The sequence below is a fragment of the Planktothrix rubescens CCAP 1459/22 genome, assembly GCA_904830895.1.
Classification (GTDB): Bacteria; Cyanobacteriota; Cyanobacteriia; order Cyanobacteriales; family Microcoleaceae; genus Planktothrix; species Planktothrix agardhii.
In genome coordinates, this window is sequence record LR882958.1 from 4,743,821 (window position 1) to 4,762,494 (window position 18,674).

Below are 18,674 nucleotides of genomic sequence, written 5' to 3' on the forward strand. Positions count from 1 at the left end.
GGCTGATTTAATCACTTAAAAAGTCCTCCAATTCAGAAAGTTCTCGCAAAATTAAATCTGCATCGACATCCTGCTGAACTTCTGTAGAATCAACAGTGGTCTGCACTATTGTCTGAACTTGCCAACCTAAAACCTGCTGAATCAGATAATCAACTAATCGTCTAATATTGGGAAAATCAAAAACTAAAGAAGCAGGTAAAGTCACTTCTAATCCTTTTTCTAAACGATTTTTTAATTCGATAGACAACAAAGAATCAATCCCCATTTCTGAGAATCCTTGTTCCGGGTCAGGCATTTGTTTAATTCCCAAAATCATCCCCACTTGTTTGCCAATATATTGAAATAAATGTTCTCGACGTTCTCCTGGTGCTATATCTTCTAAAAGACGGCGTGTAGAACTTGAATCTTGAACAGATTTAATTATATTTTGAGATTGTCCTAATTTTTTCAGAAGGGGTTTATCGCCTTGAAATTCATAGATATTTTTGAAGCGAACCCAATCTACATCAGCAACTAAAATTTGTGTTTGATTAGACTCAATAATAGCATCCATTACAGAAAACGCCCTATCTAGGTCAATTTCCTTCATACCAATCTGTTTAAGCCAATCTTCATAGTCTGGGGAAACAATCCCATTTCCTGCTAATAATGCCCAATTTAAAGTAGTAGCAGGTAATCCTTGAAGATGACGCATAAGAGCTAAAGAATCCATTGAATTACTAACTGCATCATATAAACCTTGTGCTTTGGCTCCCCAAATTGCACCCGCCGAAGAAAATAGCACAAAATAGTCTAATTTAGTTGCTAAAGATAACCGATGTAAATTCCAAGAACCTCGAACTTTTGCTTGAAAAACTATTTCGAGATCAGCAAATGTACATTCGCTTAATTGCGCTTGGCGTCCTGAAACTCCAGCAAGATGGAAAACCCCGCGTAGGGGATAGGCTGTTTTTTCGATTTTGGCCCATATTGCTTGTATCTGCTCAAAATCCCCGACGTCAGCTTGACAAACTTCGACAGATACTCCTTTTTGCTCTAAAATCCTGAGATTTTCCATGATTTTGGCAAATTCTGTGGATATTTCCGAACTCGGGGGAAAGGGGCGACGGGTGGTCAAAATCAGATGTTTTGCCCCTAAATCAACCAAATGACCAGCCAGGGCCAAACCGAGATGACCAATACCTCCGGTAATCAAATAGGTCGCTTCAGCTTGAATAGTCAATGGTTTTGTCGGTGGAGATGTCGATGGGACTAGACGCCCCAGATAGGCTTGGCCATTGCGGAATAGCAGATGATCTTCGCTGATGGAATGGGTCAATCCTAATAGTAAATCAGCAATATTTTGAGTAATATCGGCGCTGGGGTCAAGATCGATCATTCCTCCCCATAATTCTGGGTTTTCTAAGGAAATAACCCGCCCCAAGGCCCAAAGTGGAGACTGGGTAACAAAAGTGGGCTGTTTGAGTTCAAAGGGTTGACCTCCTTGGGTAACAACAAATAATTTGGGAGAATTAGGGATTTTTTGAATAGCTTGGAGAAGATTTAACAAATAGTGACAGCGATTTAATAAAATAGATTCAGGTTGATCTTGATGATTATCATTCAAAAGATAAATAATTCTATGGGGCGATGGATTTTCCGCAAACCATGCCTTTATTTGTTCTGGTTGATGGGCATTTAAACTATACTCGAATTGTGATAATTTAATCTTGTTTTGTCCTTGATAAATTATCGTACAGGAGCCATAATTTTTGCTTAGTTGCGCTTGAATGAAACGGGGAAGATGATCTTTTTCGGGGTGACTATCGGTAAAAATTAACCAATTTTCTGAAATATTACTGGCTTGTCTAGGATTTTGAGCAATAATAATACTTTGCTGGAATAAAGCACTGCCAATTTTTTGATCGGGAGATACAAATTCCGCTTGAGCAAATCCAGATTTAAGCAGAATAGATTGCCAAGTAGATGCGCTAATAATGGGATGATGGGAGCGTAAATGATCATCGCTAAAACGCCACCAACCTTGGGTAATACCGAAAATCAAATCAATCCATTTAGACTGATGAGTCAGTTCTAGTAATAGTAATTGACCGCCGGGACGCAGTAAACTTTGAATATGAGGTAAGGTTTCTGCTTGTAAATCTCGCGTAGAATGCAAGACATTAGCCGCAATAATTAAATCATAGGAATTGAGGGAAAATCCTTGGGATTTCGGGTCTTTTTCTATGTCGAGAACTTGGTAGTTGATGTTAGGAAATTGAGTAAAATTCTCTCTAGCAGTCTCCAGAAAGAATGGTGAAACATCGGTAAATGTATAGTTAATTTGATCGGACTTACAAGCGTTAAGAACTTGATGGGTAGTTGCTCCGGTTCCGGCGCCAATTTCGAGAATACGGAGGGGTTCGGAGGGTGAATAGTTGGATAATAAAAGTTCAACAGCTTTAGAGATACTCAGGTTGAGAACTTTTGCCCAGGATGTGTTTTTATAAAATTCGGCGGCTCCGATTTTTTCATTTTGAGAAAATAAGATAGATAAAGGCGCAATTTTTCCTGTCAGGATGGCGGCTAAATTAGCAGCAACTCGCTGAAATAGGGTGAGTTCTATTAGAGCATTTGGATATTGATTAATTAAGTTTTCTACTGTTAAATCTGGATGGGATTGTTGCGGTTTATTGATGATTTTCCAGCCAGAATCCTGCTTTTCTAAAATGCCTGTTTCTGCTAAGATTTTGAAACAATGATTCCAGAGTAATTTATATTCTGCTTTAATCCCAGCTTGACTAAAACTGTCGTCGGGGGAAAGCAGTGTATTGAGTTGAAAGAGTTCTAAATCTTTTAAGGCTTTAATAATAAAATCTACACTGAGTTTTTCCATTTCAGCAAAAGCTAAAGAAACTCCTGTTAATGATGCGAATTGTATTTGTTTTTCCATATAAACATCTAAATCCGCTTGAATTGTTGCGAGATTTTCTGATTTTTGAGTTGCTAAATTATCGGGGAACCATTTTACCTGATAGAGTAGGTTTTCAAAATCAAAATTATTTGTCTGTTGGTGATGAAGTTGAATTAATTGTTGAACAATAGCCGATACCGTTTGTTTTTCTGTTTCGGAATAATTCCCGGTTTCTAAAAGGGTTTGCATCAAGCTCTTAGTATTTTTATTAGATAACATCTTGACCAAACTAGATTCTTGAGTAACCGTTGGTAATTGAGTTTTTAAGGGAATCCAATGGCGGCTTTGTTGAAAAGGATAAGTTGGTAAAGAACATCGGCTACAATGATAATCTTTGTGAAAGCCAAACCAATCAATATTTGAACCACGAACATAAAGTTTACCCAGACTTTCTAATAGGACTTCCCAATCAGAAAATCCTGAGCGCAAACTTGGTAATATTAGGGGGTTAGATGAAGATATTGATGATTGAATAATACCTAAAAGAATGGGTTGGGGGCCGATTTCAATAAAAGTATCACATCCTAGGGATTGGAGAGACAAAACTCCTTGATGAAATTGTACGGTATGTAATAAGTGTTGCAGCCAATATTCGGGAGTAATAATACTATCATCGGCAATTTCTCCCGTTAGGTTAGAGATTAGGGGAATTTGGGGTTGAGCAAAAGTAATTTCCTGTAGAATGGTTTTGAATTGTTCACAAATTGGTTCTATTAAGGGGGAGTGAAAGGCATGGGAAACTTTGAGTTGGCGAACTTTAATTCCTGTATTATTAAAGTGTTCACAAAGTTGTTGAATTGATTTTTTATCCCCTGAAATAACGGTATGTTGATCGGTATTAATGGCAGCGATCGCAATTTTTATTCCCTGATTTTGGCACTGTTCAAGAACTGATTTTTGATCTAGGAAAATAGCGGCCATTGCTCCTTGATTATCAGGAAATTGACCGATAAGACGACCTCGATTGATCACCAGTTTTAAGCCACTTTCAAGATCAAAAACCCCAGCAAAACAAGCAGCAGCATATTCTCCTAAACTGTGTCCTAAAATAGCGATCGGTTCAATTCCCCAAGACTGCCATAATTGAGCTAAAGCAACTTCAATTATAAATAAAGCGGGCTGGGTATAGGAGGTTTGAGTTAAGATTTCATCGGAATTAGCAAATATAATTTCTAGTAAGGATTTACCTGTTAGTTTTTGATAGATGCTTTCCCCTTGCTCTAAGGTTTGCCGAAAAGTAGGTTGAGTTTGATAAAGTTGATGCGCCATTCCCGCATATTGAGAACCTTGTCCTGTGAACAAAAAGGCAATTTTTGGCGGTTGCTTTTCATCAACTTGACCCTGAATAATTAACCCTTGATCTAGTTGTCCAAACTGACGTAATTTCGTGATAAAATCGCTGTTTTCGGAGCCTATTACTGCTAAACGATTTGAGAAGTGAACTCGACCCGTATTAGCGGTAAAAACGACATCAGAAATATCACTTTCGGGGTGATTTTCCCAAAATTCTACATAGCTATTGGCTAAATCTTTTAAAGCCTGTGGGGTTCTGGCAGAAATTGTGAGTAAATTAATCGGCCGTTTAGTTTGATTTTGTTGGGGAATAATCGTAGGAGCTTCTTCTAAGATAATATGAGCATTAACCCCTCCAATTCCTAGGGAATTAACCCCCGCCCGTCGAGGCAATTCTTGTCCATTTTGTTGTTTAGTTTTCCAAGGTATGGCTTCAGTATTAATATAAAAAGGAGTCTTAGAAAAATCAATTTGAGGATTGGGATTTTGGAAATGTAATGTCGGGGGAATAATTTGATGTTTGAGGGCTAAAGTTGCTTTAATTAAACCCACAATACCGGAGGCAATTTGCATATGTCCGATATTTGTTTTGACCGAACCTAAAGCACATTCTCCCTGATTTGCCGCACCATAAGCTTTAGCTAAAGCATCAACTTCGATGGGGTCTCCCAGGGTTGTTCCTGTACCATGAGCTTCGATAAAACTAATCGTATTTGCATCAACACCAGCAAAGGCTAAGGCTTCGGCTGCCACTGAAATTTGACCTTCTCCTCCAGGGGCAGTGAATCCCAATTTTGTCCCCCCATCATTATTAATAGCAGAGCCTTTAATAACGGCATAAATTTGATCATTATCGGCTAAAGCATCTGGTAATCTTTTTAGTAAAACCACCCCGACTCCACTTCCAAAAATAGTTCCTTGGGCTTGAGAATCAAAGGCACGACAATGCCCATCGTTGGAAAGAATTAAACCTTCTTGATATAAATAACCAATTTTTTGCGGCGAGTTAATTGAAGCGGCTCCCGCTAAAGCCATATCACTTTCTCCATTAATTAGACTCTGGCAAGCCAGATGGACTACAACTAATCCTGTAGAACAAGCTGTTTGAATATTAATACTTGGCCCGCGTAAGTTTAGTTTATAAGAAATTCTTGTGGTTAAATAATCTTTGTCATTAGCTACCATTGTTTGAAACCCCCCCATCGAATCTAATGTGAAGGGTTGTAATTCATCATTACTATCTAATTGACCGCGATTTGGATAGCAATTGTTAATTAAATATGTGTTCATACTTGCCCCAGCAAATATGCCAATTGCTCCTTGATAGGAGTTAGGATTATAACCAGCATTTTCTAAACATTCCCAACTCGATTGTAGGAATAAACGTTGTTGAGGATCAAGCAATTCTGCTTCTCGGTTTGTGTATCCAAAAAATTCGCTATCAAAATATTCAACTTGGTCGATAATTGGTCTGGCTCTAATATAATTAGGCTGATTAAATAGTTCAGGAGAAACCCCCGATTCTAATAGCTCTTCCTCAGTAAAGAAAGAGATGGTTTCGACTCCATTTTGCAGATTTTCCCAGAAAGTTGTGAGATTGTTGGCGCCAGGAAATCGTCCAGCCATGCCAATAATTGCAATATCATGGGTTTCCTGTTGACGACGGGAGCGATTTTCAGCCCGTTGACGGCTTTTTTGTTGCGTTGCTGGGGTGGAATTTGATTCTTTACTTAAGAAACGGGCTAAGGTGGCAACGGTGGAATTTTTAAACATTTCAGCTATAGGTAACTGACGATTAAAAAGTTTTTCTAGTTGGTTGTGTACTCGAATTAAGTGTAGAGAATGTCCCCCTAGTTCAAAAAAGTTATCGTTTAAACCCACGGAAGTTAATTGTAAAACTTCACACCAAACTGTTGCTATTTGACGCTCATTTTCCGATTGGGGTAAGCTGCGGTTTTTCTGGCGATCGCTCTCTAAATATTGATTAATTTCTTGAATCCGACCAGCAAATAATCCCTGTTCAAAATCTTTTTTTAATTTTGATTTTTGGACTTTACCAATAGAGGTTTTGGGAACTAAATTGGTCTCTAAAGGAATCACATAAGCTGGAGCAATTCCGACTTTTTGAGTTAAATGACTGCGAATTTTTCTAACGACTTTTACCCATTGCTCAAAATGTTCTGATTCTGGACTAAAAATAATAATTAATAAGTCAGTCTCTTGGATTTGATCAAAGAGGGCGAATGCTGCCGTATAGGAAACATTTACTCCCTCTAATTCTTCTATTACTGTTTCAATTTCATGGGCAAAGTAATTAATTCCATTAATAATAATTTCTTGTTTTTCTCTCCCTGTGATAAAGAGTTCTCCATCCAATAAATAGGCTAAATCTCCTGTGGTAAACCAACCTTCATCCTGAAAAACTTCTTGATTCAGTTCGGGATTGTGATAATATTCTTTAGTGACAGATTTTCCTTTGATTTGAAGTCGTCCAATCTCGGCTTCTGGTAAAACATTATTCTCTTGATCGACAATGCGAATAGTAGCCCCTGGAATTGGCTTTCCCAGAGAAATAATAATGTTTTCTTCTGTTAGTTTATCTTGGCTTAAACCAACAGACCAAGTAATTCCAGAACAGGATTCCGTCATCCCAAATGCTGGTTTAATGGCTCTATCTGGTAATTGATGTTTTTCGAGAATTTCTAAAAATAGGCGGATAGTTTTAATAGAAACTTGCTCTCCAGCATTGACTAAAAATTTCATGGAGGAGAGATTATAAGAAGATTGATTAAGTTGTTCAGACTGTTGATTAATTAAGGAAAATGCAAAGTTAGGAGCCCAAGAAATAGTCGCTTGATGGTTTTGAATTAGCTCTAACCATTTCAGGGGTTGACGTAAAATTAATTCCATCGGAACATGGATTTGATCACAAGCTAAATCCACCGCCATAATTCCTAAAAAGACGATGGCTCCTGCATGGTCTAAGGGCATCCAATTCAGGGTAACTTCTTGTTGGCTAAAGTTATTCATTGCCACTGTTCCAGCAGACATGGATAACAGATTATTATGAGTTAACATCACCCCTTTTGGCATCCCTGTACTGCCAGAAGTAAATAGTAATAAGGCTTGATTTTCTGGGGTAAGATCAGGTAATAAATAACATTTTTTAGGTGTTTTATCGGGTTGGGAATTTGATTGAGATTCTATAGATCTTAGATAATCAATTGAGACTACTTGCAATCCTTTCAGATGAGATTGAGTTTCTAATTTTTGGATTTCAGTAATTAATTCATTATCGGATAAAATTAATGGTTGTTCTAAAATTTTCCAGACATTTTCCAGTTTTTTAACTGCCGAGTTTTCTAGCTCATAATGAGGGGCAACGGTCAGAGGTACCGGAATAATTCCTCCTAAAAAACAAGCCCAGAGTGCGGGAATAAAATCTTTATTTTTAGCAATTTGTAAGATAACTTTATCTCCCAACTTGATCCCACGCTGATCAAGCCCATCTAAAATATTGAGAGCATCATTATATAAATCTTGATAAGTCTGAAAATATTCGGTTACATCATTTCCAATATAGGTAATTCCCTGATTTTCATATTTAGCAGCATTGGCTAAGACTGCTGAAAGTGTCCGCCAATTATCTTTTAATTGCCCTCCAGAACTGATTGAATGCTTAAACATTTTTCCTTCCTATGTTTTTCCATAAAATTGAGTTTACCATAGTAAGTAGTTGCACAAAATAAATTACCTAGTTGAGAGAGGGAACAGCCCCCCCCAAACCCCCCGTGCACGGGGGGCTAGGGGGGGAGGGAACAGGGTAGAGGATGTGTAATTAATTTTGTTTAGGTACTTATCACCCTGCCGTACAGAGCAATGTACTTGATTTTAATTTATAAATTTATTTGATAAATTTCGATGGTAATATTCCATCCCTTGCCTAGAAATTAAAATCTTCAGCGAATAAGTCGCTATATTCTTGGCCAAAATTGCTTGATTCTAAAGATAGCTTGATCAATGGTTTGTCAGGGTATTTTATCACTTGCTCCATCAGATTTTCTAATAAGTTGATCATCAATAAAATTCGCTCATTAATAAATATATCTGTATTGTAGATTAGCTTCAAGTATAATTCTCCTTCCTCAACAAAAATGAATTCTAAATCAAATTTAGCTGTAGTCATCTCTGGGTCAATGGAGTTAACTGTAATTCCTTCTAGTGCGAGGTCTACATTTTGATTATTTTGGAGGGCAACCGCCACATCAAAGAGGGTATTTCTACTAGGATCACGCGGTAAATTTAGATCTGAAACTATTTTATCAAAAGGATATTCTTGATTTTCATAAGCCTCTAATGTGGTGGTTTTTACTGTGGTTAAAACATTCAAAAAACTGTCATCTGCTCTAATTTGATCCCGCAGGACTAAAGTATTGACATAAAAACCAATTTGTGATTCTAAATCGGGATGATTTCTGCCCGCAATGGGAGAACCTACTGTAATCTCATTTTGTTCGGTATAACGAAACAAAAAACTCTTAACTAAAGTCAGCAACCCCATAAATAAACTAGCTTCTTTATCTTTAATTAATATCTGAAAATGCTCGATTAGTTCTGAATTTGGTTTCCAGATCACCGTATTTCCTTGAAAACTTTGAACGGCGGGTCGAGGATAATCAAAAGGCAAGTTAAGATGTTGAGGAGCCGGAGTTAACTTAGTTAACCAGTAATCACGTTGAGCTTGAAGTTTCGACGTTTTTAGCTGATTTTCTTGCCAGTCAGTATAATCTTTATAGTGAATTTTTAGAGGGGGTAGTAACTCTGAATTTTGTTGTCGATATGTATGATAATGCCCTAGGAAATCTTTAATTAAAACCCCGGCTGACCAACCATCAGAAATGATATGGTGCATATTAAATAAAACGATATAATTCTCTTGACTTAGTTTGAGTAAGTTAACTCGGAGTAACGGCCCTACTTCTAAATCAAAAGTAGTTTTGGCATTATGGGAAATCGCTTCAGCAATCAGTTTAGCTTGTTCTGTTTCTAAATAATTTGTTAAGTCTATTTGTTTAATACCAAAATTCATTTGATTGTGTACAACTTGGCGCGGTTGATTATCTATTAAGCTAAAGGTAGTTCGCAAAATTTCGTGGCGTTGAATTAACTGTTGAAAAGCATTTTCAAAAGCCGCAATATTCAGATTGCCGTTAAATTGATAAACACTGGGCATTCCATAGGCATTATGATTTTGATCAAGAAATTCTAATGCCCAAAGACGACGTTGCCCATGGGACATCGGATAGGATTTTTGCAGAGGAATTGTGGGGATGGGTTCTTGATAATCATATTCAGTTTTAGAGACTAAAACGGCTAATCCGGCAATGGTAGGAACTTTAAAGAAGTCAGCCAATTTTACCGATACATTTAATTCTTTATGAACGTGGGTTACGATTCTCGAAAGCATCAGAGAATGTCCGCCAATTTCAAAGAAGTTATCAAAAATACCGATGGGATGTTTGGTTAGAATCTTTTCCCAGATTCTAACTAGGTTTGACTCTAAATTATTACGCGGTGCAACATAATTTACTTGGGTAGATTTCCCGGTTTCATTGAGTGCAATCATTGAGTTTAAGTCAAGTTTGCCGTGTTTAGTTAGGGGAAATTGCTTTAAGAAAATAAAGTAACTAGGAATCATGTAAACTGGCAGAAAATTAGCTAAAAATTCTCTAATTTCGGAAATTTCTATCTGTTTATCTGTTTGACAATAGGCTGATAATTGAGTTTGATTATTGACTGATATCGGTAGAATAATAGCTCTCTCAATCTGAGGATAACGATTAAGTTGATATTCAATTTCTTCGGGGTCGATACGATAGCCATTTACCTTAACTTGATTGTCTTTTCTGCCCATAAATTCAATCACACCGGGAGCAGTTTGTTTCCCTAAATCCCCGGTTCTAAACATCGTTGTTTTCTGATCAAAAAAGCCAGGTTTAAATTTTTCTTTTGTGATTTGAGGAAGATTGTGATAACCCGATGCTAAGGCTGCACCTTCGACACAAATTTCCCCAACTATATGCAGAGGAACTGGATTATTAAATTCATCAAGGAGAAATAGCCGATTATTATGGAAAACTTGACCTAGGGGTACGTCTGTATCTAAATTTTCGTTGATTTTGTATTGAGATACTCCGACACAAGTTTCTGTTGAGCCATAAACATTACTAACAATTTCTCCTGGAAAAAGTTGGCGTAAAGCTAGTGCTGTTTCTCGATCTAATTTCTCTCCCCCTACGGAAATATATTTTAAGCTAGAGATAGTTTCTCCTGGTTCGAGTAAAGCTAAAATTTCTCGATAAATAGATGGTGTTGTGTGGAGCGCGTTAATTTGATTTTCCTGTAAAAAAGAAACTAAATGTCCGATATATTTGACTTCGTAAATATATAAAGGAGCGCCTATTGTTAAAGGTAGAAAAATATTACGAATAGATGGGTCGTGAGTGACAGCAGCCGTAAAAATATAGCGCCATTCAGGATATTTATCTAAATTAAAGGTGAGTCGTAAACTCTGAATTACGTTCAAAATAGAGAGATGACGACCCATGACTCCTTTAGGATTTCCTGTGGAACCAGAAGTATAGAAAATATAAGCAATTTGGCTAGAATCCGGTGGAATATTAGGCTCTTGATTGCCATATTTTGCTAAAATATTATCAATTTTATCTAAGCAAATTGTCTCTATTTCTTGAGGTAATTTGGAGATCAAATTACTCTCAGTTAGACAAACATGACAACCACTATCTTTGATAATAAAATCTATGCGATTATTCGGATATTCGGCATCTATGGGAACATAGGTTGCCCCGGTTTTAAAAATTGCCAGGATGCTAATAATTAGGTTTTGATTCCGTCCCATCATTAGCCCCATTACTTTGCCTGCACCTAGCTGATATTGATGTTGTAGATAATGGGTTAAACGATTAACTTTTTGATTCAATTCTTGATAGGTAAGAGTGGTTTCTCCACAAACTAAGGCGGGGGCATTGGGAGTCGAGTTAACTTGAGAAACAAAATCATCAATGATGGTAGCATTTTCAGGTAATTCTCTGGTTTCTCCGATTAACTCAGCTAGTAAGTTTTCCCGTTGTAATTTGGTTAATAAAGGTAACTGATGGAGCCAACTATTGGCATTATTAATTACCCCATCTAACAAAATTTCAAAACTTTCGAGAAACTGTTTAATCGTCTCTTGTTTAAACAGTTCTGTATTGTAATTACAGTAAATAATCAGGTTATTATTGACTTCAATAAAGTTAAATCCGACGTCGAAAGGAGTGTAACCAATTGGTTCTGGTGGCAGGGATACTTTTAATCCCTCAAAATCAGGTAGAGTTAAACTAGGGTCTATATTAAAAGATACTGAAATTAGAGGAGAACGGGAAAAATCCCGTTGTAATTGTAAGGCGGCTAACAAATCTTCTAAAGTGTAACTTTGATGTCTAAAAGCAGCGATGAGTGTCTGTTTAGTCCGTTGCAAATGTTCAACAAAAGAATGGGTGATATCTACTTTAATCCGAATCGGTAAAAATTGTGAACAAAAACCAACTAATTGGTCACTACCTTCTATTTGTCGTCCCGAAATGGGAATCCCAATGACTAAATCATTATGGCCAGAAATTCGGCTTAAAAAAGCTGTGTAGGCGGCGAACATTGTCATAAATAATGTTGCTTGATTTTGGCGTCCTACAGTTTGTAAATTTTGCCAAAGTTCAGGTGTAACAATTTTACTTTCTTGACCTCCAGTGTAAGTTTTAACTGCTGGACGGGGAAAGTCGGTAGCAAGCTCAAAGGCTGGAATTTCTCCCTGATAGGTTTTTAACCAAAAATCACGATGCTCTAACATCTGTGGACTTTGCGCTTCTTGCTCTCGTAAAGCTAAATACTGGCGAAACTGCATTGGGAGTTCTAAAGGGTCTGTAGTAGCACCAATTTGGGTGGAATAAAGTTGACCAATTTCATTCAAAATTAACCCTAGTGACCAACCATCTACAACGATATGATGGGTTTTTAAAGATAACAGGTAATGGTCAGAGTTTAAGCGGATTAAGATAACATCAAATAAAGGAGCTATAGACAAGTCAAAAGGCTTTTTAGAAAACTGAGATCTTAATCCTAAAGCCATTGCTTGAGGATTCTGTTCATCGTTCAAATTAATTAAGGTTAACTGAATTTTGACGCTATTAATAACTTCTTGTACTTCCCCTTGTTCTAATATTTGAGTTCGCAAAGATTCGTGACGATTGATAACTTGATTAATCGCTTCTTGTAAAGCTGAAATATCTAAAGAACCCCTTAACTCTAAAGAAGCCGTGACATTATAGGAGGCGGAAGCATTTCTATCTAATTCTGCTAATAACCAAAGCTGACGCTGGGCTTCACTGGTAGGAAATTGCTGATTTATTGGGTTTAAATTTTCCCTCCCATCTTCATCTTCGCGCTCAACATTTTTATCTTGCTTATTTACTTTTAGAAGTTTGGCATTTTCAAAAAAACCCCCTTGCTGTAATTCAATAATTGCTGATTTTACCGTAGCTATAACTTTATCTATATCTTCATTTGTATGGCAGGTAGAAAGGAAACAAACTCGTTTTTCCCATGTATAAATACCTTTAAGATTTAACAAGTAATAAAACAAAGGTAATTCAATAGGTTGTAGGAAAAGACTATAGGCTCCAAAAGGTTCAAAGCGAAACAAAGAACCAAAATTAACAATGCGAATGGGAATTCCTATTTCTTGAAAGAACTGATTTACCTCAGTCGCTAATCTTTGGGTTAATTGATTTACCCGTTCCTGAATGGTTGGACTTTGTTCTTTAAGATATAAAAGCACCGCGCGACAAGCTGCCAGTGCCAAAGGATGACGACAGAAAGTTCCTCCAAAAGCGGTTAATTCTGTTTGGGGATGGGAGTCATCACCGTATTTCCAGAAACCACCATCAACGGTATCTAAGAAATCTGCTTTTCCGCAAATCATACTGATAGGTAAACCCCCACCAATTGCCTTACCGTAAATAACGATATCTGCCTCAATATTGAACCATTGTTGCGCCCCTCCAGGAGCAATCCTAAATCCCGTAATAATTTCATCAAAAATCAGTGCAATCCCTTTTTCCTGAGTTAATTTTCTTAACTTTTGCAGAAATTCTTGAGGTTGTAAATCGGGTTTACGACTTTGAACAGGTTCTACTAATACTGCTGCTAAATCATCACTATGAGCCGCAATAATTTCTAAACTTTCTTCGACTCCATAACTCAAAACAATTACATCTTCAACCATTCCTGATGGTGTACCCAGACTTACGGGAATGCTGGTTGAATCCTCTCCCACTCGCGCTAGAATGCCGTCAAAAGTGCCATGATAGGAGCCGGAAAATATAACAATTTTTGGGCGTTTTGTGCGAGAACGAGCAATCCGAACGGCCGCCATAATTGCTTCGGTTCCAGTATTACTAAAAGCCACCCTTTCTACCCCGGCCATTTCACTAATTAAAGCTGCCGTTTCTGCGGCCAGATTAGACTGCATTCCTAATCCGATTCCTTGCTGCATTTGTTCCTGAACTGCTGCTATGACAAAATCAGGACTATGCCCAAAAAAGTTAACCCCAAATCCCATAGCTAAGTCAATATAATCATTGCCATCAATGTCACGAAAACAGGCTCCTTGGGCTGATTCTGAGACAATGGGATACTGAAATTCTTTTAATGTCATCCGAAAGTCAATGGTGGGTTTGACATCAACCATTGTTTGACGGCTATTTTGGGAATAGGCTTTTGATTTTGCAGTTTTTTGGTTATAAATAGTCTGGAGATTGTTGATAAAATCCTGCTGTTTTTCGGTTAAAGATTTACTCTCATTTAGCTTTAATGCTAGGGGATTTAAACTGGGAGAACTTGGTTTTTGAGGTAATTTAGTTTGCTCTCGTTGAGCAGGAGATACTGTTTCTATTTGATAATTTTGAGATGGAATAATTTCTGTTTGAATTATTGGTTTTTCGGTGATAATATTGGGTGTAATCCCTACGGATTGAAGGATTTCTAATTGCTTGATAATGGTTTTTTCATGGAGATCTTTTAGGTCTTTTAAAGATTGCAATTGAGCCATCATCAAGGCTTCTTTGCCAGAGGTTACGGCTTGGAATTGGGTTGCTTTAGGCGTTTGGGGAATCGGTAATATTTCAGCAGCAGCACAAGCAATAATTAATTCTTGGCCATTATAAATACTAATATTATTTTGTTTAGAAAAACTATTGGCAGTGGCAAAACCGCAGCGTTTTAAAACAGAACACCAACTTTCTCCACTCAATAAAGGCGTATCTGAACGTAATTCTTTGTCTTGGAAACGCCACCATCCAGGGGTCAATCCAAAGGTTAAATTAAGCCAGGAATTATTCTCGACGGTTTCGAGTAGAATTAAGTAACCACCGGGGAGCAGTAGCTCTCTAATATTAGTCAGGGTTTCTGTAATATTTTGGGTAGCATGAAGAACATTAGCTGCAACGACTATGTGATAAGAATGGGAGGATATTCCTTGAGAAATTGGTGATTTTTCAATGTCTAATTGATGAAAGTTGAGGTTATATTTGCTCTGAAATTTTTGACGAGCTTGATTAAGTAAAAATGGAGATAATTCGCTAAAAGAATAGCTGACCCGATTGAGATTTAAGTTATTAAGAATTGTTTCAGAAGTGGCTCCAGTTCCCCCTCCGATTTCGATAATTTTATAAGGGTTAATACTGGGAGAAAAATTATTTAAAGTTAGGTTAATTGCCTCAGCTACCCGTTGATTCATCAAACGAGAGACAGGAGAATTTCCGTAGATACTTTCGGCATGAGTAACTGAACCTTCTGGGAAAATTAACGTTAAAGGGTCTATATTTCCTTTGAGAACTTCTGCTAAATTTTCTCCGCAGCGTTGCAGCATTTCTAATTCCGGTTTTGCCGATGGACAAGTTTTTTGCAGATTTTCTATAGCTTCTGGTAAGGAAAAAGATGCAGGTAAGTTTTTAACTGTCCAGATATTACCTTGATTTTGAATAATATTAGCTTGCTCTAAATCCTGTAAATAACGAGTAACTAAAACCTGATATTTTGGGGCAATGGGTAAGGTTTGCTTGATGCTTTCTGTTGTCCAGGTTTCTCCAGGATTTAGTTTTTTTCCTAAAGTTTCTAATGCTTTAATAATATAAGCAGTTGCAATAGGTTGTAATTGAGAAATGACTTCTATATAATTATTTATTTCTGGGTCAAAATTGACAATTTCAGCTTGATTTAATTTAGTCTTTTCTGAAGAAGGTTCTAAGTTTTTTGGTTCAATAGAATTATAGATATATTCAGCGATATCGGCAATGGTTTGTAAGTCAGTGAATAACTGATCTATTTTGACTTTTACTTTAAACTTTTCTTCAACTTTGCGAGAAAAATCTGTTAAAATAATAGAGTCTGCCCCTAGATTTAATAGGGTTTCATCATCCCGAATATCATTTTGATTTTCTTTGAGCAGGAGGGCAAGAATAGACTTTAATTGCTGGCGGATTTCGAGTTGATGTTTTTGCATATTTTGTACCTTTAGTTCAGTGATTTTATTCGTTTCTGGTTCGGGATATATTTCTGTAATTTGGGTAGTTTCCTCCACAATATTAGGTTGAAATTGAAACCGTTTTCTTTGAAAGGGATAATTAGGTAATCTTACTTGTTTATATCCATAATTTTGATTAAATTTTTCCGGGTTAAAATAGACTCCATTGAGGTACAGTTGACCCAGTGCCGAGAGCATTGTCTGCCAGTTATCTAAACCTCGATTCAGTGAACTCAGCCAGATAGCTTCATCCTGATAACGACGCCCCTGTTCTGCGAGTATTGGTCTTGAACCAACTTCTAAAAACAGATTATACCCTTTATTTAATGCCGTGTTTAAACTTGCTAAAAATTGTACAGGTTGACGGCATTGCTGTCTCCAATAACTCGCATCCGGGGCATTTTCTAAAATTTTTCCGTCAATTCCTGAAAGTAACAGAATTTGGGGGCGATGGTAAGAAATTTGACCAGCTTCCTGTTCAAATTCATTTAAAATTGACTCCATTAATGGAGAATGAAAAGCTTGAGTAACGGAGAGATATTGAGCCGAAATTTTTTGCTGTTTACAGTTAATAATAATTTCCTCAATACTAGCACTTTCTCCAGAAATAACAATTTGTTGAGGATGATTAATAGCAGCAATGGCAACGGTATTACTATAGTTTTGAATTAGAGAAATTACCGTAGCTTCATCGGCGAAAATCGAAGCCATTTTTCCTGTTTTTGTGGTTTGCATTAATTGACCCCGTTTCACAATTAATGCTAGTCCTGCTTCTAAGCTAAATACTCCGGCGATACAAGCGGCTACATATTCCCCAACGCTATGTCCAATCAGTAAACTGGGTGTAATTCCCCAAGATTTCCAAAGCATGGCAACGGCATATTCTAGGGCAAATATGGCGGGTTGAGCGTAGGCGGTTTGATTCAGTAAATCGGTGTGTTTACCAAATAATATTTCCGGTAACGGATACTCTAAATAACTCGCTAAAATTTCTGCACATTGATCAATATATTGACGAAATGTGGGTTCAGTTTGGTATAGTTGATCACCCATCCCCGGATAACAAGCACCTTGACCCGTAAACATAAAGACAACTTTAGGCTGTTTTTCTTCGGTAAAGCGTTGATAAAAAGTCAAATTATCAAGGGTAGTTTGATCAGCAAAAGCGACTAATCTTTGTTGTAATTCGGGCAAAGTATTAGCAACAATTGCTAAACGTTCAGATAACTTTGCTCTCCCCACCGCAGCACTATAACAAATATCTCCTATTTCTGGATCGGATTCTAAGCGGGTAGAAAAACGTCGGGCTAATTCTTGTAAAGCGGTTTTGTTATGAGCAGAAATTGTTAATAGATGACTAGGAAGGGGTTGCTTAATTTCTGTTATTTTTATATCGGGTGCTTTTTCAACAATTACATGGGCATTTGTTCCCGAAAAACCGAAGGAACTCACCCCAGCCATAGGAATTTTGTTGCTATTAGGCCAAGGAATAGTTTGGGTCGGAATCTTGATAGAATTGTCCTGCCAATTAATCAGAGGATTAGGGGTTTGAAAGTGAAGATGGGCAGGTATTTCACCCTTTTGAAGTACCAGAATTGTCTTGATAATTCCCGCCATCCCGGCAGCGGCTTCGAGGTGTCCAATATTGGTTTTCACGGAACCCACATAAAGAGGTTGTGATCGTTTTCCATAAACAGAAGCGATCGCATTCATTTCTATCGGGTCTCCTAAAGAAGTTCCCGTGCCATGAGCTTCTATATATCCAACGTCTTCGGGGGTAATTCTAGCATCAGCAATGGCTTGACGGAGCAGTTCTTGTTGCGCCGGGCCACTGGGAACGGTCAACCCGGCGGCGGCCCCGTTATGATTGACCGCCGACCCCCGCAGAATGGCAAGAATGCGATCGCCTTTTTTCTGTGCCTCTGATAAAGTTTTTAAGACTAAAACCCCACACCCTTCTCCACGCCCATAGCCATTAGCAGAAGCATCAAAAGTTTTGCAGCGACCATCGGGGGACAACATTCCCGACTGGGAAAGATTAATCGTAATTGCGGGATTTAAAATTAGGTTGACCCCGGCAACTAAAGCCAGTTCACATTCACGATTTCTGAGGCTACGAATTGCTTGATGAACTGCTACCAAAGAAGACGCACAGGCCGCATCAATAGACAGACAAGGCCCCCTTAAATTGAAGAAATAAGATAGTCTGCCTGCGGCTGCACTCAGGGCATTTCCTGTGCCAAAAAAAGAGTCAATTTGATCATAACTACTATTATAAACCGTAATGGCATTATCAACACTGGTGATTCCAACAAATACTCCGACGGTGTTATTTGCTAAATTATTCGGTGGTAAATTGGCATTTTCTAATGCTTCCCAAGTTACTTCTAATAGTAACCTTTGTTGAGGGTCCATTGAGGTGGCTTCGCGGGAAGAAATAGAAAAGAAACGGGCATCAAATTCTGTAATATCCTGTTGAAGAAATCCACAATAAGCAGTGTTTATTTTTCCCGGTGTAGGTTCTTTTGCATAAAATTTTGAGCTATCCCAACGACTTTTAGGAACTTCTGTGATCGCGTCAAGTCCAGCTTGACAATAATTCCAATATTCTTCGGGAGATGTAATCCCACCAGGAAAACGACATCCCATCCCAACAACAGCAATGGGCTCCCTTTGTCCAGTTTCTAATTCGGTAATACGAGCCTGCATTACCTCCATTTTTGTTAAAGTTGTTGCGATTAATTTTTTATAATCTGTATTTTGAACCATGCAGGCTTCTGGTGTTTGTTT

The 18,674-nt window shown here is 37.6% G+C and carries 2 protein-coding genes; both read right to left on the reverse strand.

What is annotated here, in order from left to right:
- Positions 1-7: 7 nt before the first annotated feature.
- A complete protein-coding gene (locus NMG86_RS21595) occupies positions 8-7,933 on the reverse strand; it encodes a type I polyketide synthase (RefSeq protein WP_026796479.1) in 7,926 nt (2,641 codons plus the stop codon).
- A gap of 256 nt (positions 7,934-8,189) precedes the next feature.
- Positions 8,190-18,653 carry a hybrid non-ribosomal peptide synthetase/type I polyketide synthase gene (locus tag NMG86_RS21600; protein WP_026796480.1) on the reverse strand — a complete coding sequence of 3,488 codons (10,464 nt, stop codon included), beginning with the start codon at positions 18,651-18,653 and terminating at the stop codon, positions 8,190-8,192.
- Between the last annotated feature and the right edge of the window lie 21 nt (positions 18,654-18,674).

Coding starts and splice junctions, on each gene's coding strand:
- NMG86_RS21595 (WP_026796479.1), bottom strand. CDS start 7,933: ATGTTTAAGCATTCAATCAGTTCTGGAGGGCAATTAAAAGATAATTGG.
- NMG86_RS21600 (WP_026796480.1), bottom strand. CDS start 18,653: ATGGTTCAAAATACAGATTATAAAAAATTAATCGCAACAACTTTAACA.